Genomic DNA, 24,780 nt, shown 5'->3' with positions numbered 1-24,780 from the left:
GTCAGGTCGTTCGCTCGAACGGTGCCGGTAGCGCCCTCGCCTCCGTCCTCTGTGGACGATTATCCGACAGATCGGTCAAACCGTGCCGTTGGGCCAGGATCGCCACCCGGTCGCGGATGTTCTCGTGTGGGCTGTGCGCGTACGGGGTGAGGAACTCGCGCAGCGGTCCGGCTGGGCCTGCCGGCAGCGAGTCGTTCTCGGCGATCAGGTAGTACAGGCCGATCAGCGTGCTGTCGTCGCCCTCGTCCAGCCATTGCCGCTGCCGTGCCATGGGCTGGATGGTGAGGTGCAGTCCGGCGATCGCGCCGAGCACGTCGAAGGGCAGGTCATCGGGCAGCAGGTCGTTGTCCGGCCAATGCTCGCCCAGTGCGGACAGCACCCCGCGCACGGCCGAGGTATCCGGCTCGGGTGCGTAGTCGACCTCCAGGGTGAGGTGGGCGCCGAACTCGGAGTAGCGGCAGTCCAGGCTGAGCAGGGAACGGGAGTACAGGGTGTCCGCCGAGGTGTACGGGGTGCGGAACTGGGTGCCGTCCGCGGTGATGTGGTTGCCGGTGTGCAGGGTCCACTGGCAGGTCGCCAGGAACGAGTTGAAGATCAAGTCGCGTTCGATGTCGATGATGGCGCTCTCGGCTGCCGTGACCGGGTCCTCGGCTGGGGCCTCGACGTCGCCGACCACGCCGAGCGGGATGCGCAGCCGCCGGACCTGTTCGTGGTAGCAGGTCACTCGCCCGCCGGGCTCGATGAGCCGGGGGCTGATGAAACGGCTCACGGCGGGCAGGGTGCGGCCGGGCGCCACGTAGCGGGCGTACAGCCCGGTCAGCGTGGCGACCGTGGGCGCGAGCGGGATCTCCACCAGCGGTACCCGGCCGCTGAAAAGCCGCTCGGGCTGTGTCACCTCCGGGCTGAGGGTCTCTCCGTGGTCGTCGGCGAATCGCGCGTACAGCACCTCGGGCTCTTCGGGGCGCAGGATCAGCGAGATGCCCAGGCCCAGCCTGGCGGTGAAACCGCCGATATCGCCGACCCGGATCTGACTGTGCCTGCCTTCAGACAGGTCGGCGGCGGGCAGGAAGCGGAAACCCAGTTCCGCCAGCTCCGTGGCGGTGGACAGCTGCTCGTACCATTCCGGCTTCAAATCCGTTCCCCTCTCTGACGATCGAGCGCCCCAATTCGATGCTGGCCAATTTGTCCGTGCTCGACCGGGACGAAGTCGAGCAGTCGCGCGCTAGTCAGTGGTGCGGGCGAGATGGGTGATGCTGACCCCGGGGGCGACCTGCTGTTCGTCAACGGGGTGGAAGCCACGGCGCTGGTACAGCGTGCGCGCCGGGATGTTGGCCGCCCCCGTGGAAACGGTGCACAGCTCGGCGGGTTCGAGCAGGTCAAGGGCATTGAGCAGTGCGGTCGCGATGCCTGAGCGGTGGCGGTGCGGAAGCACGACGAGCCGGCAGATGTCCAGCGCCTGATCGTCCGTGCGCTGCCAGGACACCGCGCCGACCAGCATGGCCCGGTCGTAGGCGCCGAGAAACGACTCACCGCAGCCGCGTAGTTCGGCAAGCGATTCGTGCAGCTGAGGAATACCGTCAAAGCCGATGAGTTCCGCCTCCATGGCATACGCCAGCCGCTGGAGTGTCCAGAGCTGCCGAAGCGTGTCCTCGTCGGACAGATCGAGCCTGATCAGCGAAAACATTCAGCCTCCTCAATCGAACTCAACTCACGTCAGTTCTTCGTGTGCTCCACAAACGGGAAGGTCGCCCAGCCGTCGAGCTGGGCGACCTTCCCGATTGCCTACCGCGAACGGGTTCCGCACCACCGGGCAGCAGCCTTCGGTCAGGCGGACTGGTGAAGTGTGGTAGGTGCGGGTGTCTGCTGGGAATCAGCTTGGTGTCACCTACTGAGGTGCGGCCGTCACCGCGCTACCCGGCGAAGCCTCAGCATGGACTCTCCGGCGTACCCGCACGGCTCGGCTACGGCGCGACGTCGGCGTAGGTTGCCGAGCCGGTAGGGCGACCCGTTCTTGCGCATGCCGCGGCTCGGGGCGCACCGTGAGTGGTCGAGACCGGGCACCCATCAGGCCCTGAGCCAGGCTCGCGGAGCAGGTGACACCAGGGTGATTCCGTGCTGACACCGGTGGATGTTTGGCTCGGACTCGTTGAGTCTGTCCGCCTGATGAGTTGTCGCTTTACAGTTAGGATATTGCTGATCTCATGAAGAGCAGAATTCGGCGGGTCGCCGCCGCTGGTGCGATCGTCGCTGCCTTTGCCTCGCTCAGTGCGATGAGCGCGGGTGTTGCGCAGGCATCGAGTGACTACAAGTACCGTGGCTTTTACGCGACTCAAGGCCAGTGCAAGGACGCCGGGTTCTTCGGCGCGCAGCAGTTGCGTCACGGTGAGTGGTTCTGTGCACCGAACACGCCGGTTTATGGGGTATGGGGTCTGTTCGCGAAGGACCGCTGATCGCAGGTGCGGTGAGTGAGGGTCGCTTTGCGATGCGCTGGTGCTCGCAAAGCGACCTTTACCTGTTTCCGGCTGCACCAGCTGAGGAAGTGCTAGGGCGTTGTGCGCCAAAGCTGGCTGGGGCTGGTGCGAGAGGCGCCAAGCCGCAGCCGGTCACCTTCACGCACGTTTGCGGTGATTGGTTCCAGTACCTTGCGGCTCTCGGCATGGGCCAACTCGAAAGCCCCGCTGGGTGATTCGACCGGGCGCTCCTGCCACAGTTGCGTGGAGCCGTAGGCGCATTCGGTCAGCGTCACGATTTCGCTGTCGGTTGTGACGCACTTCCTGGAAGCCCAGTGGTAGATGGCGAAGTGCCGCTCAGGTGAGACTGTGATCGATATCGGCAGAAATTGCTGCGCTGTGTTGTGCGCGTCGCAGGCCTGTAGGGCAAGAAAGCTGCCGATCGCATCTGTGGTGACGGTGGCGCATTGCTGGTTCTGCACGTTCTTCAGTGGGCGCTGGTCGCCCATGGGGATACTGGAGCCCGCTGTTGGTGCCGGATTCGCTGTCAGAGTGATCACCGCGACCGCGCTGATGGTCAGCAGCCCCGTCATCTTGAGTACTCTGACAAACACTTTAGGACACTCCGATCGGAAGCCTGACTCGATGGGCGGGCTGCCCTGATTGCGGCCGGTAATAGTGAGAAGCAATCGCGTCTTCGGTAGCAGCGAAGTGCCGCACCGGTGCGCTGGGCGGTCACCCGCGATTCTGCGGAGCCGGGGCATCAGATGGGTGTCAAGCCGGTGTCATCAGGGCCTGCCCGGCCGGTGCACGCTCCGTCGCGGCCCCGGGCCCGCCCGGCTCATACCGGGAGAAAGGCCTGGTCAGTCTCGCACTGTCCGCTTGGGCAGGTGGCCGTACCGCTGGCGGTAGCTCTGCGCGAAACGTGCTTGGTGGTAGAAGCCCCAATTCGCGGCGACCTCGGCGATCGTGCCGCGGATTTCGCCTTTGCCGATCGCGATCAGTTCGGCGTGGACTTTGGCCAGCCGGACCTGCCGGAGGTACTCCATCGGCGTGGTGTCGAGTTCGCGACGGAACGCGCGTTGCAGTGCCCGGACGGTGGTGTGGCTGGCCGCGGCCAGCTCGCTGATCGTGATCGGCTCCGCGGCGTTGTCCTCGCAGTACTCCCTGACTTTGGTCACCGCGGCCGAGTGCGCCCGGACGTGGTGGTCTGTCATCGCATCGGTCAGGGAATGTGGCTGCATGTCCAGGAGCCCGTACAGGAGTGCCTGCCGGAGATGCGAGTCAGTCAATGGTGATGCCGCGGCGAAACCTGACCGGGAAAGGTGGAGGTAGGTCTGGGCGAGCTGAACCCAGGAGGCGATGCCGGGATCGGCGGTGTTGATTTCCGGGTTGAACCGCAGCCGCGTGGCCGGGGTGTCGCCGAGCCGGTCCGCCAGTGCCGCGCGAAAGTCCGAGCCTTGGATACTCAATGTCATCAAGGTGGCGTTGCGCAGCCGGGTCCATCGGTGCGGCTCGTCAGGGCCGAGAATGGCGTGCGGTGACTGGATCTCCTCGCCGTTGACATCCGGAACCGGGTGCTGGACACCGGGTATCGGCAGATGTACCACGTAGACGTCTTCCGGCTCCTCGACCCGCAGTTCCGCGTCGAGGTCGAACAGCGTTTCGTGCGAGGAAAACGAGATCCGCGCGAGGCCGGTGACCGGCAAACGGCCGAACTGGGTGACTCTCAGTTCGCCGTTGTCGCGCGCGCGGGGAGTCCAGCGAAGCTCTTGTCCGCTGAGGTCGATGAGCGCCTTGATCTCTTCGGGATTCGAAGAGCTGAAGACCCGGGACGCGCCGAGATCAGTTGGCCGCGCATGACGTGGCTCGCCTGCCATGAACCACCCCCAGGACGTGACCTTTTCCGGGATCGTAGCAAGTCACCGGGCCTGCGGAGGACAAAACGTACAGAAAGCGACCGGGCCTTTGTCGTTCCGCGGCTGTTGTTGCCGCAACGCGCTGGTTACCTTCGATTTCCGAAGCTCGAGGTGTCCGGCCTGCGTCTGGCCGGCCAGGTCGGTCGTCCCGCCTAGCGGTGCGCGGCTTCTGGGGTGAACCGTCGCCGACCAGCGGCGGTCGACTTGCGGTGACGCCGAGCGTCGGTCACCGCCTGGGGAAACAAAGGGTTCCAATGCACACTACGTGTTCGACTGCGCGCGGTCCGCTGGACGGGCTTGAGCTGGAGACGGCTGGCCGTCTCGCGCTCGGCGACCGCCTGATCACACTCGCGGATCGGGTGTAGTCATGGCCGACTGGGGAAAGACGCGGGAGATCATCACCGCGGCGCTGATCGCCGCGGTGACGGCGACCATGCTGACCACGACGAACACCGCGAAGAGCACCATGGCGAACACCGCGGAGGTCGGGGCGAAGCCGGGTTTCGTCGCCGAGGCGCCGGACGAGCACACGGCCATGATCGCCGCGGCGCGACAGGGCACCAAGGTGGAGATCACTGGTCTCAAGAACGAGCGATCCCGCTTCTTCGCCAATCCGACCGGTTCGGTGACCATGGACCAGTCGCTGATGCCGGAACGAGTCAGGCGCGGCGACAAGTGGGTCGACATCGATCCGGCACTGGCCGCTCGGCCGGACGGCACGATCGGCCCGAAGGCCACGCTCACCGAGGTGGCGTTCTCCGGCGGCGGGACCGGGCCGTTCGCCCGGATCACCGCGGCAGGCAGCGAGATCGCCCTGAGCTGGCCGCGGGCCTTGCCGCGCCCGGTGCTGGACGGCGCCACCGCGACCTATCCGGACGTCCTGCCGGGCACCGATCTGCGGGCGCGCGTGACCCAGGACGGCTTCACCCACGAGCTGGTGGTCAGGACCAGGGAAGCGGCCGCGAACCCCGCGCTGGCGAAGGTGACCTTCGGGATCGCGGCCAAGGGCGTGCGGCTCTCCACGGACCCGACCGGGCGGCTCACCGCGGTCGACGACAAGGGCCGGACGGTGTTCAGCGCGCCGGCCGCGACCATGTGGGACTCGGCGGGGGACGGCAAGCGCAAGACGGCGGGTGTGCGCGTCGAGGCCGGTGCGGGGCACCTGTCGCTGACGCCGGACCGGGCGTTGCTCGCCGATCCCGCCGCGGTGCTGCCGATCATCATCGACCCGCAGTACAGCTACCACTCGGTATGGCAAAGCGGCTGGACCCTGGTGCGCAGCGTCTGGCCTGCCACGACGCACTGGAACATGCAGCCGGAGGACCTGGGCGCCACGCGCCTGGGCGTGGCGCGCACCGGCGTATCGCCGGATGGCGGCCGCGGCTCCATCGACCGCGCGTACTTCCAGTTCGACACAGCCCCGCTGGCGGGGGCGGTGATCAACCAGGCGCATTTCAACATCAAGCAGGGGTGGAAATACGCGCACTCCTGCAATCCCGGTGACGTGCCCTGGCTGGACCTGCACTGGACGAACGGCATCCACCCCGGTACGACCTGGAACAACCAGCCAGGGATGAACGACGGCAACCGGGTGGGACAGACGCAGCCGGTGGCCAAGTACGGACAGCCGTGTGGCCCGGACTGGGTCGGCTACAACGTCGTCGGCCAGGTCCAGCACATCGCCAACACCGGTCAGAGCGCGATCACCTTCGGGCTGAAGGACCGGACCGAGAGCGGTACCGCGGGCTGGAAGCGGTTCTACGTCCAGAAGGAAGAGAACGGCACCGACAGCTTCCCGCACATCTGGGTCGAGTTCAACCGGCGGCCCGACAAGCCGACCGAGTTGTCCACCGATCCGCTGATCACGAGCAGCTGCGCGAACTGCGCCGGCAAGAGCTACGTCAACAGCGCCCGGATGATCTTCGGCGGCAGGGTGGCCGATCCCGACGGTGGATCGGTCAACGCGACCATCACGCTCTTCAACCCCAAGGTGAAAGAGCATGAGCAGACCACGGATTGGGTGCCGTCCGGGTTGCGCGTGGCTTCGGCGTTCGACCTCACCAGGTACAACGGCCAGGGTGTGAGCTGGAGCATGAAGGCCCATGACGGTGCGCTGACCGGGGAGCGGGCCTCCGGAGGCCAAGAGTTCTACGTGGATCTCAGCGTTCCGGAGGTGGGCCCCACGGTCGCGGGCACGCTGTACCGGCAGGACAACGAGTGGAACGGCGGGGCCGGTGTGCCCGACCGGTTCACCTTCGGCCCGCGTGGCGTGATCGATATCGACCGCTATGAGTACACATTCGCCGGCAAAACGGGCTCGGTGAACGCGAACGGGCTCGGTGGCACCGCGACGGTCACGCTCACCCCGCCGACCGACGGACCGCTCGTGTTGCTGGTGCGCAGCGTCGACCGGGCGGGCAACCGGAGTGCTGAGCAGACCGAGTACAAGTTCCAGGTTCGCCCGGGTAACGGCCCGAAATCCCAGTGGCCGCTGGACAGTCACGGCCGGGACGAGGCGTATCTGGGCGATCGGGACGCCACCTTGCACGGCGGTGCGACCTGGACCGAGGCGGGCGCGGTCGGCGCGGCCGTGCAGCTGGACGGCAAGACCGGGCATCTGCGCGCGCCCAACGCGGTGCGCACCGACGCGGGCTTCACGGTCTCGGCCTGGGTGAACCTCGCCAAGCTCCCCCAGCCGCCGAAGGCCGGTGAACACGCGATCGCGGTCAGCCAGCAGGGCAACCGGTTCCCCGGTTTCGCACTGTGGCACATGCAGTCGAACGAGGGACCGCGGTGGGCATTCGGCATGGGCCGCTCCGATACCGAGGACAAGCCGTCCGATCTCGCGGTGTCCGAGGTCGGCAAGCCGCAACGCGGCGACTGGACGCACCTGACCGGCGTGTACGACGCCCACGGCGGCGTGCTGAGGCTCTACGTCAACGGCATCCACGCGCAGACCACGCCGCGGACCGTGCCGTCGTGGAATGCCACCGGTGAACTCCGGATCGGGCACGCCACCTGGAACGGCACGCCGGAGACCTACCGCTGGCAAGGAGCAGTGGACGAGGTCCGCGTCTACGACCGCGTGCTGAGCGGCCTCGACGTCCGCACCCTCGTCGGACTCGACAATGTCCAAACAGGACAGTGGCGGTTCGAGGACCAGACCGGTGTCACCGCACGTAACTCGATTCGCGGCGGCCAGCACCTGACGCTGCGCAACGGCGCCGCGTTCGAGCGGGGCGGCCCGGTCGGCAACGCGCTGAAGCTGGACGGGACCAACGACACCGCGGAGACCGGCGACCAGGTGCTGCGCACCGATCAGAGCTTCTCCGTGGGCGCCTGGGTGAACCTGAGCCCTGCCGCGCCACTGTGCGAGGGTGCGCGCGCACCGCGCTGTCTCAGGACGGCGGTCGGCGCAGCGGGTTCCTCCTCGGCCAGCGCCGGGTGAACAGCGAGGACCGGTGGGAGCTGCTGGCACCCTCCGGTGAGGACGATGAGGGCAGGCCGCCGGACGCGCGCGTGCTGTCGAGTCAGCTCGCGAGGCCCGGTGTGCCAACACATCTCGCGGCCGTGGGCGACCGCGAGGCCAAGCAGGTCAGGCTCTACGTCAACGGTGTGCACGCGGGCACTGCACCGTGGGAGCACTACTTCGCCACCAACGGTCCGCTCGTGGTCGGCCGGAACAAATGGAACGGCCAGCTCAACGACCACTGGGAGGGCACCGTCGACGAGGTGCGCGCCTACAGCCGCGCACTGGGCGAGGCCGAGATCCGCGGCATCATCAGCGGCGACGATGTCAGCGTCGGGTCCTGGCGCTTCGACCGCACCGCCACCGACGACTCCGGCAGGCACCTGGACGGCACGCTCGTGGGCGGTCCAGGCTGGATGCCGGGGCAGGCCACGACGCCGAACCCGGATGACTTCGCGGTCAAGCTCGACGGCCGGGACGACCACGTCACCATGCCCAACGCCCTGGAGACGAACCGGAGTTTCGCGATCTCGGCGTGGGTGAACCCGGTGCGAACCGACGTCGCGGGCACCGTGGTGTCGCAGGACGGCGCCCCGCCGGGCAAGGGCATGGTGAAGGAGCAGAGCGGGTTCGCCCTGCAGTCGACCTTCGACGGCAAGTGGGCGTTCGCCGCGGTGACCACCGAAGGGTCGATCAGGCGGAACATCGCGACCGGCGGGGCCGTGCAGCCCGGCGTGTGGACCCATCTGGCCGGGCTGTACGACGCGGAACGGCAGCAGATCACCTTGTACATCAACGGCCGGATCGTGAACTCGGTCGCGCACAAGGAACCCGCGCCCGCGCCGAAGGGCCTGCGGGTGGGCAGTGCCCAGCGGAACGACGCCGGAGTGGACTTCTTCGAAGGAGGCGTCGACGACGTCCGCGTGTACCAGCGAGTGTTGTTCGAGTCCGAGATCCGCACGATCGCCGGGCACGACCTCACGCTGGCGCACCACCTGAAGCTCGACGACAACACCAGCGATTCCTCGGGCAGCCGTCGTGGCGAGCTGATCGGCGGTGCGGTGTTCGGTCCGGGTCGGACCGGAAAGGCCGTTGGGCTCAACGGCAAGGACGGCGCGGTCCAGACCGGCGGGATCGACGTGCGGACCGATCAGAGCTTCACGGTCTCCGCCTGGGTCAACCTGCGGATGACCGAGAACGGCGAGATGTCCGCGGTGAGCCTCGACGCCGATCAGGGGCAGGGGCGCAAGTTCCGGCTCGGGCACGTCAAGGACGACCGCGACAACCAGTTCGGCACCTGGGTCTTCGAGCTACCTGAGACCAACGGCCGCATCACCTCGGTCGCGACGTCGGCGCTGCCCACCGAAATCGGCGATTCGAAGTGGACACATCTCACCGGCACCTACGACGCGGAGACCAAGACGCTCTGGCTCTACGTCAACGGCCTGCGAGTCGGCGACGGGACGCTGAAGGATCCTTGGCACAGCGCGAAGAACCTGCAGCTCGGCCGGGCGAAATTCGGCGACACCGATACGCAGCACTGGCTGGGACGCATCGACGACGTGCGGTTCTACACCGGGAACCTGGGCTCGGACCGGGTCTGGGAGCTGTACAAGTCCTACGGCAGCGAGGTACCGGCGTGACTTCCTATCCTCCAAGGAGAAAGCACTTGTCAAGGTTCAACGCGCTGAAACGGCGGACCGCCTTCGCGGTCGTGGTCATGCTGGGCGCCTCGCTCCTCGTCACGACGACGGCGGCCGCGGCACCGGAGGTGGCCACGGAGCCTTCGGTCAAGCCGGCCGAGGTCGAACCGACAGCGGTGCGCGCGGTCGGTCAGGGAAACCGGGACACCAAGAAGGACGACGCGGCCAACTCGGCTCGCCGCGGCAACCAGACCGGAGAGCCGGACAGCAAGCCGGGTGAGGGCGGCTACGGGGCGACTCCGCTGGAGCAGTCCGGAAAGTGGGAGGTCTCCGGGCAGGGTGGTGACTTCTCCTGGTCCTATCCGCTGCGGGTACCGCCGTCTCCCGGTGGCCAGCCCTCGCTGGCGCTGTCGTATTCCTCGGGTGCGGTCGACGGGTTGACCAGTGCCAGCAACAACCAGGCGTCCTGGGTGGGCGACGGGTGGAACCTGTGGTCCGGTGCCGTGGAGCGGGTCTACGGCGGCTGCCAGACCGACCTGCCCGGCCGTCCCGAGGACAACCCGGGCGACCTGTGCTGGAAGAGCGACAACGCGGTCCTGTCGCTCAACGGCATGAACACCATGCTGATCCGGGACGACCAGACCGGAGTGTGGCGGCCGAAGCACGACAACGGTTCCAGGGTCGAGCGAATCTTCAACAACCAGCACAAGAACGGCGCCAGGGATGGGGAGCATTGGCGGATCACGACCACGGACGGCACGCAGTACTGGTTCGGCGTGCGCACCGACTCCGCGGCGACCTGGACGGTCCCGGTCGTCGGTGACGACGCGGGCGAGCCGTGCCACCGGCCCAACGACTACCCGGGCTCAGCGTGCGAGCAGGGCTATCGCTGGAACCTCGACAAGGTGGTCAACCGCAACGGTGACGTGATGCTCTACAACTACGGCACCGAGTCGAACCACTACGGGTTCAACAAGAACACCTCGGCGCGTTCGTACGTGCGCGGTGGCTGGCTGAAGAGCATCGAGTACGGCCTGCGCGACGACCGGACACTGCAAGGCGCCGGCCGAGTGATCTTCGAGGTGGCGGAACGCTGCGTGCCAGGATCGGACTGTGACCCGGCCAAGCACCCCGCCAATTTCCCGGACGTCCCGCTCAAGCTGAAATGCGATGGCGGGACCTGCAAGGACACCTGGTCGCCGTCGTTCTGGACGACCAAGCGGCTGGACACCATCCGCACCGAGGTCAGGGGAGAGCGCTGGCGTGCCGTGGACTCGTGGAAACTCCGGCACGAGTTCCCCTATCCCAACGACGACGGCAAGGGCAAGCCCGCGCTGTGGCTGGCCGGCATCACGCACACCGGGCACGACGGGGGCGAGATCAAGCAGCCAGAGGTCCGCTTCGAGGGGCTGCGCAAGGCCAACCGGGTCGTCGAGCAGGGCGACGGGCATTCCGCGCTGATCCGGTTCCGGATCGGGGCCATCGTGTCCGAAACGGGTGCGGTGACCTCGGTGCGTTACGCCGATCCCGACTGTGTGCCGGGCCAGTCCATGCCGGACAAGAACAGGCCTGACCTGAACACACTGCGTTGTTTCCCGGCGAAGTGGGCGGCGCCGTACTCCAAGGAGCGCACGGACTTCTTCCACAAGTACGTGGTGGCGTCGGTGACCACGACGGACTGGATCGGCAGCGAGCTGACCACCCAGACCGACTACGCCTACCTCGGCGGCGCCGCATGGCATTACGACGAGACGGAGTTCGTCGAGGACAAGGACAAGACCTGGAACTCCTTCCGCGGCTTCAAGCAGGTGGAGGTCCGCACCGGCAACGTCTCCGACGCCCCGAAGAGCCGGACGAAGTCCACCCAGACCTTCCACCGCGGCATGCACGGGGACAAGCTCAAGGACGGCACCACCCGCGTGGTGCACGTGACCGACTCCGAAGGCGGATCGGTGCCCGACGAGAACTGGTTGCAGGGCCAGGCCCGGGAGGCGATCACCTATCTCGGCGACACGACCGCGGTGGTCAGCAAGACGATCACCGACTCCTACGTGCGCGCGGAGCCGACCGCGAAGCGCGGGGTTTACCACGCGCGCCTGGTCCGCCCCGGCGGCACCCGGGCCTTCACCACGCTCGCGGCCGGTGGGCAGCAGGAGATCCGTGCGCGGAACCTCTACGACGAAGCCGATCCGACCGGCATGGTGGTCGAGGCGCACGACTACGGCGTGCCTGGTGACGCGACCGACGACCGGTGCACGAAGACCACCTACGTTCGTGACACCGCGAAATGGCTGATGGAACTGCCCTCGCGGGTCGAGCGGTTCGTCGTACCCGAGTGCAAGATGCTCATTCCGGTGGCGAAGTACGTGCTGGGTGACACGTTGACCACCTACGACGGTTCCGGCAACGCCCTCACCGTGCAGGAACTGAAGGAACGTCCGGCGTCAGGTCCGGTCTATGTGACCGTGTCCACGGCCAGGCGGCTGGATGCGCATGGCAGGGCGCTCGAGGTCGCCGATACGCTCGGCCACGTCACCAAAAGCGAATTCACTCCGGCCCTCGGTGGCCCGGTCACCGGCACGAAGGTGACCAACGCCAAGGGGTTCGTCACCACGGCGACGATGAACATCGGCAACGGCCAGGTGGTGAAGTCCGTCGACCCGAACGGCCGCGTCACGGAAGCGGCTTTCGACGCGCTCGGTCGCACGACGGAGGTCTGGCGACCCGGCCGCGACCGGGCCACCTCTGATGGGAACGTGAAGTACGGCTATGTGACCTCACAGACCGCACCGAACGTGGTGACCACAGCGACACTCGGCCCGCGCGGCACCTACGTGGAGTCGAAGGTGATCTACGACGGTCAGCTGCGGCCTCGGCAGACCCAGACGCCGACCGACGGCGGGCGGCTGCTGACCGACACCCGGTACGACTCGCACGGCCGGGTCCTCGAGCAGAGCATGCCGTTCTTCAACGACAAACCCATCGACGACATGTTGTGGAAGGCGGCCAACGACGACGCTCCACGCCCGCGGACCGTCACCGAGTACGACGGCGCCGGCCGCGCGGTGGCGGAGGTCTTCACGTCACCGGGATCCTCGTGGCGTACGACCACGAAGTACGGCGGTGACCGGGTCGAGGTCACTCCGCCGCCGGGCGGCACGCCGACCGTGACCATCAGCGACGCGCGTGGCCAGGTCGTCGAACGGCGCACGCTGGCGCCGGACGGCTCGTTTGACTCCACGACGTACAGCTACCGCCCCAACGGCGAGATCGGCGAAGTCAGGGGCCCGGCGGGCAACGTCGGGAAGCGTGAGTACTGGAAGCGCGAGTACGACCTGAGGGGCCGGCTGATCGTCGCGGAGGATCCCGACAAGGGCAGGCAGGTCATGGAGTATGACGATGCCGGCCAGATGGTGAAGAGCACCGACGCCAACGGCGACGTGCTGACGTTCGGCTACGACGAACTCGGTAGGAAGAAGACCGTCAAGCAACTCAAGGACGGCAAGGAGATCCCGCTCACCGAGTGGAAGTACGACACGGCCAAATTCGGCCTGGGACTGCCGGAAACGACCACGCGCTGGGTCGGCGCCGCCGCCTACCCGAAGACGGTCAGCTACGACTCGGCCGGTCGCCCCGCCGGGATCACCCAGACGATCCCGCCAACGCAGGCAGGGCATTCCGCTTCGTATCTGACCACGTTCAAGTACAACCCGGATGGCAGCGTGAAGAGCACGGGCCTGCCCGCGATTGGTCGTGCTGGCGCGCCGGGCTCGCTCGCCGCGGAAACGGTCACGCACCACTACGACGAGTTCGGCCGCATGAAGGAGACGGAAGGCGGTGACCAGAACGGACCCGCGAAATACGTGTCCGACACGACGTACACGAAGCTCGGCGAACCCGAGTTGCTCACCATGGGCACGGCCGGTGGCCGCACCTGGATCACCTCCGTCTACGACCCGGACACCCGGCGGCCGAAGCGGACCGTGGTGGACACCGAGACGACCAAGCCCATCCAGGCCGACGTCCGCTACACCCAGGACCCGGCGGGCAACCTGACGTCCATCGCGGACGACGTGGCCGGGCAGAGCGCCGATCACCAGTGCTTCCGCTACGACCACCTGCGCAGGCTCAGCAAGGCATGGACCCCGGCCACCGCGACCGGCTGCGCGACCAACCCGGCCGCCGACAAACTGGCCGGACCCGCTCCCTACTACCAGTCGTTCAGCTATGACAAGTCGGGCAACCGGCTCAGCGACACCCAGCACGCGGCCACCGGCGAGACGACCCGCACCTACGGCTACACCGGGCACAAACTGAATCGTGCCGCCCTCGCCAAGCCCGGCGCCGCCGTGGCCATCGACGAACCCGGCTACGACAAGGTCGGCAACACCATCGCGCGCAAGACGGCTTCCGGTGCTGAGCAGAAGCTGGACTGGGACGCCGAAGGCAAACTCACCAAGGTCACCGAAGGGAACAAGGTCACCTCGTTCGTCTACGGGGCCGGCGGGGAACGCATCGTCCGCGACGATCCTTCCTCGGTGACGATCACGTTGAGCGGTCAGGAAGTCCGGGTCGACAAGGCCACTGGAGCGTTGACCGGGACTCGGTACTACGGGCACGGCCAGGTCGTGGCCGTGCGGACCGGTGGACAGCTGACCAGACTGGCCACCGACCACCAGGGCACGATGAACGTCGCCGTGGACGCCACGACCCTCAAGGCCGACCGGCGCAGGCAACTGCCCTTTGGCGGTCCGCGCGGACCGCAGGTCGACCTGCCCGGCGACAAGGGGTTCGTCGGCGGCACCGAGGACACCTCGGCCGGGTTCGTCACGCTCGGGGTGCGGCAGTACGACCCGGATACGGGGCGGTTCCTCTCGGTGGACCCGGTGCTGGACTTGGCCAATTCCCAGCTGCTGCACGCCTACACCTACAGCGCCAACAACCCGGTCACCTTCAGCGATCCCACGGGGGCATACTGCGACAGCTGCAACTTCTACAGCTGGACGGAGGGCACATCTTCCGCTTTCAACCCGGACAATCATGTCAGGACTCCTTCCCCTGCTGCTAAGAAACAGAAGAAGTCTTCCTCGGATTACTGGAAAGAGTACAATTCCACTGTGCCGCCGCTGGCCCCTGGGGTGTTAGAGAATTTGCGGATTCAAGTACCCGAGCTGGTCGATGAGCTCAATATGCACTGTACTGGCGATGAGTGGGCGGTGCCCTTCGGACCCTGTGCGCAGGTCATGACGAAGGCGAATAAGATAGCGAAGGACCGTCAGGAGGCGGAACGCGAGCGTAAAGAGGACGAGGCTTTTGACGCCAGCATGCGGAAATTTGGGGAAAGGCTTGGCGAGGCAGGCAAGCTTGCCAACTGTCTGATTAATCCTGCGCTGGTGCTGGTCTGCTTCCGGCCACGCGATACGACAATGGCCCTCTGTGGTGGCGGTATTTCCGGTAGATACGGGACCGCGGGCCTAGAAGGTTGCGTTGCGGTCGATGACAAGGGTTTAGGTGTGATTGGCACCGTCAAGGGGGGTCTGGCGAACGTCCCTGCCGTGAGTGCGAGCATTGGGCCAAAGTGGATCAGGGGCGATATCGAAAAGCAGGACAACAATACTGGCTATTTTGTCAATGGCGGCGTGGGGCCGGGTGAGATCGAGGTGGGATGGGATGGCGAAGGGGTGAGTGCGTTAAGCTTCGCCGTGGGAGTCGGTACCCCTGTTCGAGGGTACATCGGCACCGAGCACTCGCGAAGTAAACGGCTCATCTCGACGAACGCGTTCACTTGTCGATACTGTCAGAACATTGCGGAATGGTTGGGTAACTAGCTGGTAATGGCGCGGGGGGTGGAATCGGTCACGGTTTCGCCCCCCGCCCCCGCATCTGCTTGGATACAAAGCGGAACCGCCGGACGTTCCCCCTCATCCGCGGCACCACCCACGGCCGTGTTGGCAGTAACTCAGGATTCGTGGTGTGCGCCAACGGTTTCAGGTCCAGCGTGAGAACTGACTCCACTGTCTTTCCGGCCGCGCTGGAGCTGCTGACCGAACTGCACCACGCCCTCGGCGCCGCACTGCGTGCCAGCCAGGAGCCCAGCCTGCCGGCTACTGGAACCTGGAGCCGGGACACCTTCCTTCCCACTTGCCTTCTCCGGCCACCGCCACCCGCTGACCCTGGCCGCCCGAGGTCTCGCCGGGTCATGTGTTCCGCACATCGGCGACCTCCAGCCGCTCCAGTCACCCGGCCTCCCGGCGCTCGGTCAGTCGCTCGGCGAGGAACGCGGTGAGGCCGACCCGGGCGAGGCCGGTGGTGCCGTCCACCCGGACCCAGAGGTGATCGGCGGTGAATCGCGGCGTCGCGAAGCGGGTGAGCATGAGGCTAGTTGTAGCCAATCGGCCGCGATCCGCGTGCCTACTTCGCGGCGTTGCGCCCGCTGGACTACCAGATTCCGCACCACGCACAGGGAATCTTCCGCACCCTGGCGGTCTCCAGCGGCGGCGGTCCGGTGATCGACCTGTGCTGTTCCTACGGCATCAACGCCGCCCTGCTCGGCCACGAGCTGACCCTGGCCGAGCTGTACGACCACTACGCCGGGACCTCGGCTGAGTCCGCGGTGCCGGACAGTCAGTTCTTCGCCAGCCGCAAGCGCCACAACGCCCCCGCCGGTGATCGGGATCGACATGTCCGAATCGGCGATCAGCTACGCGCGGCGGACGGGCTTGCTGCACAGGGGGTTCGGCGAAAGCCTGGAACTCGCGGACCCGAGCCCCGCGCCGCGTGCCGCGGTGGCGGGCACGAGCCTGATCGCCCTCACCGGTGGCGTCGGGTACATCTCGCGGGCGACCTTCCGACGGGTTCTCGACTGTCTCGCCCGCCCTGGGTGGCCGCCTTCGTGTCGCGCGGCGTCCCGTACCAGCCGATCGCGGACACCCTGGCCGAGTTCGGCCTGGTGATCGAACGGCTGACCACGCGTACCTTCCCGCAGCGCCGATTCGCCTCCGCCGGCGAGGCCAGCTCGGTCCGGGACATCCGCACCGAACGCGGGATCGCGGTGGCGGGCAAGGAGGACACCGGCTATCACCACGCCGAGCTGTACCTGTCCCGGCGGGCGTCGGAGATCGACAACCTGCCGCTGACCGCTCTGCTGCCCTGAGCGCACTGGCCCCGTCAATCGGGAGACCGCCGGGCCTGCCCCGGCCCGGATAGGCTGTGCCGGTATGAAGGCCGCGTTGGTGATCGTCGACATGCAGGAAGTCCTGATCCCCCTGGTCTGGCAAGGCGTGGAGCTGGCCGGCCGGATCGCCGCGCTGGCGCGGGACGCCCGGCAGCACGGCGTGCCGGTGATCGCGGTCCAGCAGTTCGGGCCCAGTGGATCCATGTTCGATCCCGGATCTCCTGGCACCCGGCTCAGCGCGCGGCTCGGGCTGGAACCGACCGACGTGGTGCTGCCCAAGACCGCGACGGATTCCTTCTACCGCAGCGATCTCGCGGAGTTTCTCGCCGCGCGGGAGGTGGACACCCTGGTGCTGACCGGGGTGGCCACCGACTACTGCGTGGACGCGACCGCGCGGTCCGCGCTGAGTCATGGCCTGGACGTGCTGCTGGTCAGCGACGGGCACGCGCCCGCGGCGGACGGGGACCCGGTGGCGGGGCTGACCGCCGAGCAGATCATCGACCGGCACAACCGGATCCTCAGCGCCGCTATCCACCCCGGCGGAACGCTGAGCCTGCGCGCGGCGGCGGATGTCGTGTTCCGACCCGGGTGAGCCGCCGTCGACTTGGCCAAAGTGGTACGCCCAGTTGTGCCAACCATGCGTACGACTTGGGCAAACTCGACGTAGTTACCTGAGCAGCCGGGCCAAGTACCTGAGTAGCAGTGGGAATGGGCGCTCGCCTGCCGGGAGCCGATGACCGCCTGGCTGCTATTGGCAAATTGCCAACCGTGAGTTTCACCCGATGGTGCCCTGTCGGGTGACCGCGTAATCCCATTAGCCTGCGTTGGTCCGGCGGGGCTGACCGGCCTTTTCGCGCGCGGAGCCTGCCGGGCTCGACGGTGGGAGGCGAGAAAACCGTTGCTTGGCTGGTTGTGGAGCATCCCGCTCTGGGCGCTGATCGTGGGCAGTGTGGTCCACTGGCGGCGTACCAAGGATCGGCCGTTGTATTCCGAGGACGACACCGGCTGAGCCCGGGTGGGTCGGATCGGGCGCGTCCCGAGGGGCATCTGGACACATTTCCGCCCGTGGCCACAACGATTGCGCCAACTCGGCTTTCATCGGAGTGGTCACAGCACGCCGCACCCGGCCGTGAGGGAGACGCGGATGACCAGCATCGCCGAACCGTGCCAAGAGCCCGCCGACACCGGAGCACATCCGGTGCTGGGCATCCCGGCCGGACCACCGGACTTCAACGGCACCCAGGTGTGGCGGCTGCCGCCGGACGCCGGTCCCTGGCCCGAGGTGGACGTCTTCACCGGCCGCAGTCAGGCCCGCGCCGCCGCCGGCCTTGGTGAACTCGCGCTGGCAGCGGGTGCGGAGTTTTTCGTCATCCGCTGTGCCGATGTCGAGGTGAGCCGGCTGCGTCGCGAGGACGTCCCGGTGCCTGCCTGGCCGGTCGAGTTGTTCATCGTGGTGACGCCGGTCGGGCCCGCGGCTGGCCGGTTCGAGATGTTCGCGGGAGACCCGGCCGACGGTGTGCGGCTGGCGGTGGCCGGACTGCTGGCCCGGCCGGTGCAGGCGGTGCGGCCGGGGCAGCACCACGACTGAGCAGCGCGGCGCCTCAGCTCCCCGCGCCGGTCTCCGCGAGCAACCGCGCGGTCGCCCTGGTGTGCCGGTGTGCCGCCCCGAGCACCCGCTCCCGCACCGGCAACAGGCCGCGCAGCCGTTCCCTGGCCGCGGCGAGCAGACCGGCCGCCAGCTCCCACACCGCCAGTTCGTGCCAGGTCAGCAGGGTGCGGGGATGGGTGGGGCCCTGGGACTGGCGGCGGTGGTCGAGTAGGTCGGCGAGCATGGTCACGGCCTTGGCCGGCTGGCCGGACAGGCCGGTGCAGCGGGCCAGGGCGTGCCAGGTGCTCAGGGTGTGCGGGTCGTCCGGGCCCAACGTGTCGCGGCGCAGGGTGCGGATCTCCCGTAGTCGGTCGACCGCGGACCCGGGGTCGCCTGCCTCGCCGCGGCGCAGGGCGAGTTCGTGCGCGGTGGTGTGGGTGTCCAGGTGTTCCGGGCCCAGGGTGGCGGTGCGCAGCGGCAGCAGCGCACGCAGCATCGCCACCGCGGCCAGCACGGCGCCCGCCTCGCCGGTCCAGTGCGCCAGGCAGTGCTGGGTGCGCAGGGTTTCCGGCTCGGCCGGGCCGAGCACCTGCCTGCGCATCGGCAGCAACTCCCTGGACAGCTCGACCGCGCGGTCGGGATCGCCCGCCTCACCGGTCCAGTAGGCCAGGCTGTGCCAGGTGCGCAGGGTGCGCGGGTGCTCCGGGCCGAAGGCGGCGCGTTGCAGCGGCAGCAGATCGTCGAAGGCGGCGGCCGCGGTCAGCGGATCACCGGACTCGCCGGTCCAGCGGGCCAGCAGATCGCGGGTCACCAGCGTCTCCCGGTGCACCGGGCCGAGCCGGTCGATGAACTCGGTCACCAGTCCGCGCAGCGCGGAGGCGGCCGCACCCGGATGCCCGGCTCGCCCCAAAGCCTCTGCGAGTCCCCTTCGCTCGGCGGGCGTCCGGCCGTCGGTTCGCACCTCGTCCAGATCCACCCCCACATCCCATCATGTCTAGCGCGGGCATCCGGCCAAACCCGCCGCGTTGCGGCAACAGGCTCATTGCGAACTGATCTCGTCCGGAACCGGCGCGGATACCCCCGGACAGGATGATCCGACCGATGACCACCGCGAGGGTGAATCCGCTGGTGGCTGGATGTGTTGTGCGGCAAGCAAGCATCGCCCTGCACCGTCCACACGTATGTCCACTGTGGACTGTGACTGGCCGTAGTGGCTGCCTGAACGCCGCGCTGGGCCGGAAATACGCCAGGACTGCTCCGTTGAGGTGAACGTCGATGTTCACCCGGATGGCCGGACCCCGTTGCCCCGAAGGGCACGGTGGCTGCCCGAGCGGTCAGGCAGGATTGGCGCCGATCCGCGATCCAGTTGTCTGTGCACGTGATCGTCGAGTTGCCCCGCGGTGAACCGGACTGGCAACGTCGCCCATGGGGGATGCACTGGCAAGGGGGAGCAGGATGCCATTGGTGGGCCGGGAGACCCAGCTGCGGCAGCTGACCCGGCTGCTCGGCCAACCGGCCGCGGGCGGGCTGACCGTGGCCGAGGTGGTGGGCGAACCCGGCCTGGGCAAGACCCGGTTGCTGGAGGAGTTGCGCGAGGCGACCGGGCGGCGGCTGCTCGGCTGGGGCCGCGGCGTGGAGTTCGAGCCGCGCCCGGCCTTCGGCATGTTCGTCGAGGCCCTCGACCCGCTGCTGGCCGACCACGTGCTGCCCGTCGCCCTGCGCACCCGGCTGGCCGCGGTCTTCCCCGCCTGCGCAGGCCGCGACACCGACCGGTTCGACCTGGACGCCGAACGGTTCGTGCTGCACCGCGCGGTGATCAGGGCCCTGGAACTGCTCGCCGAGCACCGCGGCCTGGTGCTGGTACTCGACGACGTGCACTGGTGCGACCCGGCCTCGGCCGAACTGCTCGCCCAGCTGCTCCGCCAGCCGCCACGCGCGCCGGTGCTGCTCATCGCCGCCTACCGGCCACGGCAACTGCCCAGCGCGGTGGCCGCGGTGCTCACCCGCGCGGTCCCGGCTGGCAGCTCCCGCCGGATCGAGCTGGGCCCCCTCGAACTGGCCGAGGCCCGGCGGCTGCTCGGACCCGGTGTCGGCGGACTGCGCGCCGCCGCCCTGCACCAGGCCAGCGGCGGCAACCCGCTCTACCTGGAAGCGCTGGCCCGCGCCCCGGCCTCGGCCCTGCACCCGCACCAGCTCGCCGAAGCGGTCCCGGCACCGGCGAAAACCGCGCTGCTGGCCGAATTCACCCGGCTGCCCGAACAGGTCCGCCTGGTCGCCAAGGCCGCCGCGGTGATCGGCGAACCGATCGAGCCGGACCTGGTCGCCGCGGCCGCCGGCCTCGGCCTGGCCGAGACCCTCGCCGCCGCGCAGCAGCTGATCGCGGCAGACCTGTTGCGCGCCAACGGTCCCGAGCGGGTGGTCACCTTCCGGCACCCGCTGCTGCGGGCCGCGGTGTACGAGTCGGCCAGCCCGCTCTGGCAGTCCACCGCGCACCGCAGGGTCGCCGACCTGCTGCGCGCCCGCGGCGCCCCGGCCACCCAGCTCGCCCCGCACCTGGCCCGCTGCGGCGAGATCGGCGACGTCTCGGCCATCGAGGTGCTCACCCGCGCCGCGGAGAACCTGCAACTGCACGCCCCGGCCGCCGCCGCCGGCCTGCACCGCGCCGCCCTCCGGCTCACCCCCGAGAACGCCGGCCTGCCCCGGCTGCGGCTGCAACTGGGCTATGCCACCAGCATCGCGCTGACCGGCAACGTGGAGGAGGCGCTGAGCGTCCTGCACGACATCCTGGCCCGCACCCCCGGCGACGACGACCTGCGACAGACCGCGGTCGGCCGCTGCGCCCTGCTGCACCGCTGGCGCGGCCAGCTCGCCGACTCCGAAATCCTGGTCCGCCGCGAACTGGACCGGGCCCCGATGACCGACACCGCGGCCGGTGCGGTGCTGTGGCTGACCAGAGGCCTGATCGAGTTCCGCCGCGGCGGCTACCAATCCGCGCTGGCCGCCACCCGGCTCGGCTGGGCCGCCGCGATCTGGTGCCGCGACCCGTCACTGCAGATCGCCGCCCGCGCGATGGCCGTGCTCTTCGCCCCGCCCGACGGCGGCGCGGAGGCCAGGGCCAACCTGGACATGGCCGCCACCGCACTGGACACACTCCCGGACGCCCAGGTGCTGCCGCTGTGGAACACGCTGATGTGGGTGGCCATGGCCGAGCAGACGCACGACCGGCACGCCGACGCGGTGCGCCACCTCGACCGCGGCCTGCACCTGGCCCGGCAACGCCACCAGCACCTGCTGATCTGCGAGTTCCTCACCCCGCGCGCGGTGTCGCTGTCCGCGCTGGGCAGGCTGCCGGAAGCCGCGACCACGGTGCGGGACGCGATCGAGGCGGCCCGGCTGGTCGGCGCGCTGCCGCCCTACCTGATCGGGCTGACCGAGTCGCTGACCATCGCGCGCTGGCGCGGCGGCGTCGAAGCGGCCCGCGCCGAGGCGGCCGAGGTGCACCCGGATGTCTACGACAGCGATTTCCAGCTCGGCGCCTGGGTGCTGTTCCGCCGCACCGCCGCCCGCCTCGCCCTTGGCGAAGCCGCCGACTTCCGCGCCGAGGTCCAGGCCCTCGGCGGACCGGAACTGCCCGGCCTGCTGCACGCCTACCGGCCCGAGCACTACGAGACGCTGACCGAGGCCGCGCTGGCCCGCGGCGCGCTCAGCGAAGCCCGCGACTGGGCCGGGCGCGCCGAGTCCACCGCCGAGCAGAACCGGCCGCGTGGCTGGGGATTCGCGCTACTGGCCCGCGCCAGGATGCAGCTCGCCGAGGCCGACGGCCGGACCGCCGCGCACACCGCGGTCACCGCCGCCCGCAGCTTCCACACCGCGGGCGACCTGGTGCAGAACGGGCGGGCGCGGTTGCTCGCCGGAGCGGGCTGGGCCGAGGCGGGCAACCGGGAGCGCGCGCTGATCGAACTCGACCGGGCCGCCGCCCTGTTCACCGGCGCGGGCGCGGACCTGCTGCTCAAGGAGACCACCCGGCAGCAGCGCCGCCTCGGCCTGCGCCGCGTCCCGGCAGGCCCCGGACCCGCGCACAGCGCGCCCGGCGATCTGACCCGGCGGGAGTCCGAGGTCGCCGCGCTGGCGGGGGAGGGGCTGACCAACAAGGCCATCGCCACCCGGCTGTTCCTCTCCGAACGCACCGTGGAGACCCACCTGGCCAGGGTCTACCGCAAGCTCGGCGTGCCACGCCGCTCCGCGCTGGTCGCGCACCTGCACCGCGGGGTCGGGACCTGGTCGGGATTGAGTCAATTCTAGTGTGCATTACAGCCTCTGAGTAGGCGTTATGTTCACTTCGCGAACCTCAAGGAATGGGCGATAGCGAACGGTGTTCACCCGCATACCGCATACCGCTGGTTCCGTGAGGGCACGGCTTCCGGTCCCCGCTGAGCGGGTCGGGCCACGCACGATCCTGGTGAACATCGACGCGCATTCATCACCGTTGGCAACGGGCGGGGTGGGTCTGGACGCCCGTGTCTCCTCGCATGATCAGAAGGCCGATCTGGAACGCCAGACGGCCCGTTTGTCGGCATGGGCCGCCAAAGCCGGTCACAAGGTCGTCCGTGTCGAGTCCGAGATCGCCTCCGGGATGAACGGTGGCCGTATGAAGGCCCGGCGTCTGCTGGCCGACCCGAACGTGACCACTGTGGTGGTCGAGCACAAGGACCGGCTCGGCCGGATGAACGTCGAGCTGGTCGAGGCCGCCCTGTCCGTGACCGGCCGCCGCCTGGTAGTGCTGGAGGAAGGCGAAGTCGACGACGACCTGGTGCGCGACATGGTGGAGGTGCTGACCTCGTTCTGCGCCCGCCTGTGCGGTCGCCGCTCGGCGAAGAACAGGGCTCGCAAGGCCCTAAAAGCAGCGGCTGCCGGTGACTGAGCAGCCGAAGCAACTCCGCGCCATCGACGCGCCGTTCGTCGCCCTCGGGCCGTGCGGTGTGGCGATCCGCGACCGGCTCAAGCACCTCACGGCCGAGGACAACAAGGTTCTCCAGCTCTTCGGTGACCACCTGGGCCGTTTGGCATCCGGTGATCTGGCCCAGCGGTGCCGTGACGGGCTCGGCCACTCCGCGGGCACGTGGGCGGCCCGCAAGCAGGGCCTGACCGCCAAGTCGTCCTCCCGGTGGGCCGGGTCGATTACGAAGGCCACGCACGATCAGTGGGCGCTGGCCCGCCGTGGCCAGCTCGCGCACATCCAACGGCTTGAGGCCGGTGTGCGCACGCTCACGCACCGACTGTCCCAGCCGATCGGCCAGAAGGGCACCAAGCGGACACCGGGCGGCTACCGGTCCCACCACGAGTGGTTCGCCAAGTCCCGCCGCCTGCACATTCTGAAACACCGGCTCGACGTGGCCCGCGCTGAGCGGGAGGCCGGGGCCGTGCATGTCGTGCGCGGTGGCCGGCGCCTGCTGAACACCCGGCACAACCTGGATGCCGCACAGCTCACAAAGCCAGAGTGGCGGGAACGCTGGGACGCGGCCCGCTGGTTTCTCCAGGCCGACGGCGAGTCCGGGAAGCGGTACGGCAACGAGACCATCCGCGTCACCCCGGATGGCGAAGTGTCGATCAAGCTCCCGGCCCCACTCACCCATCTCGCCAATGCCAAGCATGGCCGGTATGTCCTGGCCGCCCGCATCGCGTTCGCGCACCGCGGCACGCAATGGCGCGACCGCATCGAGGCGAACCAGGCGGTCGCCTACCGCATCCACTACGACGTGGACCGGGGCCGCTGGTACGTGACCGCCTCCTGGCAGCGGCCGGTTGTCCAGACCATCCCGCTGGAGACGGCTCGCGCGGCGGGCATGGTGGGCGTGGACTTCAACGCAGACCACCTCGCGGCCTATCGGCTCGATGTGCACGGTAACCCGGTCGGTGACCCGCGCCGGTTCTGCTACGACCTGTCCGGGTCGGCTGATCACCGCGACGCGCAGATCCGGCACGCCATCACCGGCCTGCTGCACTGGGCCAAGAGCTGCGGCGTGGCTGCCATCGGGATCGAGAACCTGGACTTCACAGCGGAGAAAACCCGCGAGAAGCACGGCCGGAAGAAACGCTTCCGGCAGTTGATCTCTGGCATGCCCACCGGCAAACTCCGCGACCGGCTCGTCTCCATGGCCGCTGAGACCGGTCTCGCGATTATGGCCGTCGACCCGGCCTACACCTCCCAGTGGGGCGCGCAACACTGGCAGAAACCATTGTGCACGCCCCGTCGCGCCACCACCCGGCACGATGCTGCGAGCATCGCGATCGGACGACGCGCTCTCGGACACCCGATCCGGCGACGGACGACACCGCCCCGGCACCACCAGAGCGATGGTGCCGGGCATCGGAGCGTCCAGGCCGATCGTGGTGTCTGCGGGCGTGACGGAACCCGCCCACTCGCCACGGAGCGCGCACAGGATGCGCGTGCCCGAGCGGGAACGACGAGAACGCGGGAACCGAGCATGCCCAACACCGTTCGGGGCGTGCCAGTGCAACTAATGTTCACTGATTAGG

15 protein-coding genes and 1 pseudogene are annotated in these 24,780 nt (G+C 68.6%); 10 read left to right on the top strand and 6 right to left on the bottom strand.

Annotated features, from left to right (window positions below):
- Nucleotide 1: 1 nt before the first annotated feature.
- Together ACTOWY_RS37760 and ACTOWY_RS37755 are read right to left on the bottom strand one after the other, a co-directional pair.
- Nucleotides 2–1,132, bottom strand: a complete 1,131-nt coding sequence (locus tag ACTOWY_RS37760; protein ID WP_441314380.1) for a hypothetical protein — start codon at nt 1,130–1,132, stop codon at nt 2–4.
- A 90-nt stretch (nt 1,133–1,222) separates the two neighbouring features.
- Nucleotides 1,223–1,684, bottom strand: coding sequence for a GNAT family N-acetyltransferase (locus ACTOWY_RS37755; protein ID WP_441314379.1), 462 nt, complete (start codon nt 1,682–1,684; stop codon nt 1,223–1,225).
- A gap of 517 nt (nt 1,685–2,201) precedes the next feature.
- On the opposite strand from ACTOWY_RS37755, the gene ACTOWY_RS37750 reads away from it, so the two are divergent.
- Complete coding sequence (locus ACTOWY_RS37750) at nt 2,202–2,450, top strand: hypothetical protein (RefSeq protein WP_441314378.1); 249 nt, start codon at nt 2,202–2,204, stop codon at nt 2,448–2,450.
- Nucleotides 2,451–2,542: 92 nt separating this feature from the next.
- Here ACTOWY_RS37750 and ACTOWY_RS37745 read toward each other — a convergent pair whose 3' ends face one another.
- Both ACTOWY_RS37745 and ACTOWY_RS37740 read right to left on the bottom strand, forming a co-directional pair.
- Complete coding sequence (locus ACTOWY_RS37745) at nt 2,543–3,043, bottom strand: RICIN domain-containing protein (RefSeq protein WP_441314377.1); 501 nt, start codon at nt 3,041–3,043, stop codon at nt 2,543–2,545.
- A 270-nt stretch (nt 3,044–3,313) separates the two neighbouring features.
- Nucleotides 3,314–4,330, bottom strand: a complete 1,017-nt coding sequence (locus ACTOWY_RS37740; protein ID WP_441314376.1) for an AraC family transcriptional regulator — start codon at nt 4,328–4,330, stop codon at nt 3,314–3,316.
- A 406-nt stretch (nt 4,331–4,736) separates the two neighbouring features.
- Here ACTOWY_RS37740 and ACTOWY_RS37735 point away from each other — a divergent pair, with 406 nt between their 5' ends.
- The 3 genes from ACTOWY_RS37735 to ACTOWY_RS37725 are packed head-to-tail and all read left to right on the top strand — an operon-like array spanning nt 4,737 to nt 15,309.
- Nucleotides 4,737–7,817 (top strand): LamG-like jellyroll fold domain-containing protein, encoded by a 3,081-nt coding sequence (locus ACTOWY_RS37735; protein ID WP_441314375.1) that lies wholly within the window; start codon nt 4,737–4,739, stop codon nt 7,815–7,817.
- Nucleotides 7,814–9,481 carry a LamG domain-containing protein gene (locus ACTOWY_RS37730; protein WP_441314374.1) on the top strand — a complete coding sequence of 556 codons (1,668 nt, stop codon included), beginning with the start codon at nt 7,814–7,816 and terminating at the stop codon, nt 9,479–9,481. The genes ACTOWY_RS37735 and ACTOWY_RS37730 overlap by 4 nt, the downstream gene beginning before the upstream one ends.
- Nucleotides 9,482–9,507: 26 nt before the next feature.
- On the top strand, nt 9,508–15,309 hold the full coding sequence (locus ACTOWY_RS37725) for an RHS repeat domain-containing protein (protein WP_441314373.1): 5,802 nt from the start codon (nt 9,508–9,510) through the stop codon (nt 15,307–15,309).
- Between the two features lie 408 nt (nt 15,310–15,717).
- On the opposite strand, the gene ACTOWY_RS37720 is transcribed toward ACTOWY_RS37725, so the two are convergent.
- Entirely contained in the window at nt 15,718–15,855 is a 138-nt protein-coding gene (locus tag ACTOWY_RS37720; RefSeq protein ID WP_441314372.1) for a hypothetical protein, read from the bottom strand.
- A 50-nt stretch (nt 15,856–15,905) separates the two neighbouring features.
- On the opposite strand from ACTOWY_RS37720, the gene ACTOWY_RS37715 reads away from it, so the two are divergent.
- From ACTOWY_RS37715 to ACTOWY_RS37705, 3 genes are all read left to right on the top strand, one after another.
- On the top strand, nt 15,906–16,634 hold the full coding sequence (locus ACTOWY_RS37715; RefSeq protein WP_441314371.1) for a hypothetical protein: 729 nt from the start codon (nt 15,906–15,908) through the stop codon (nt 16,632–16,634).
- Nucleotides 16,635–16,698: 64 nt separating this feature from the next.
- A complete protein-coding gene (locus ACTOWY_RS37710; RefSeq protein ID WP_441314370.1) occupies nt 16,699–17,247 on the top strand; it encodes an isochorismatase family cysteine hydrolase in 549 nt (182 codons plus the stop codon).
- A gap of 552 nt (nt 17,248–17,799) precedes the next feature.
- Nucleotides 17,800–18,243 (top strand): hypothetical protein, encoded by a 444-nt coding sequence (locus ACTOWY_RS37705; RefSeq protein WP_441314369.1) that lies wholly within the window; start codon nt 17,800–17,802, stop codon nt 18,241–18,243.
- Nucleotides 18,244–18,256: 13 nt separating this feature from the next.
- On the opposite strand, the gene ACTOWY_RS37700 is transcribed toward ACTOWY_RS37705, so the two are convergent.
- Nucleotides 18,257–19,219, bottom strand: a complete 963-nt coding sequence (locus ACTOWY_RS37700; RefSeq protein ID WP_441314368.1) for a tetratricopeptide repeat protein — start codon at nt 19,217–19,219, stop codon at nt 18,257–18,259.
- A gap of 479 nt (nt 19,220–19,698) precedes the next feature.
- On the opposite strand from ACTOWY_RS37700, the gene ACTOWY_RS37695 reads away from it, so the two are divergent.
- From ACTOWY_RS37695 to ACTOWY_RS37685, 3 genes and pseudogenes are all read left to right on the top strand, one after another.
- Complete coding sequence (locus ACTOWY_RS37695; RefSeq protein WP_441314367.1) at nt 19,699–22,545, top strand: helix-turn-helix transcriptional regulator; 2,847 nt, start codon at nt 19,699–19,701, stop codon at nt 22,543–22,545.
- A gap of 15 nt (nt 22,546–22,560) precedes the next feature.
- Nucleotides 22,561–23,164 (top strand): annotated as a pseudogene (locus tag ACTOWY_RS37690) (IS607 family transposase).
- On the top strand, nt 23,157–24,779 hold the full coding sequence (locus ACTOWY_RS37685; RefSeq protein ID WP_441314366.1) for a hypothetical protein: 1,623 nt from the start codon (nt 23,157–23,159) through the stop codon (nt 24,777–24,779). Before ACTOWY_RS37690 ends, ACTOWY_RS37685 begins: the two are co-directional and overlap by 8 nt.
- Nucleotide 24,780 lies beyond the last annotated feature (1 nt).

This window comes from Crossiella sp. CA198 (genome assembly GCF_052078295.1).
Taxonomy (GTDB): domain Bacteria; phylum Actinomycetota; class Actinomycetes; order Mycobacteriales; family Pseudonocardiaceae; genus Crossiella.
The sequence above is the reverse complement of the archived record's forward strand: the minus strand, read 5'-3'. Positions and strand labels throughout refer to the sequence as shown.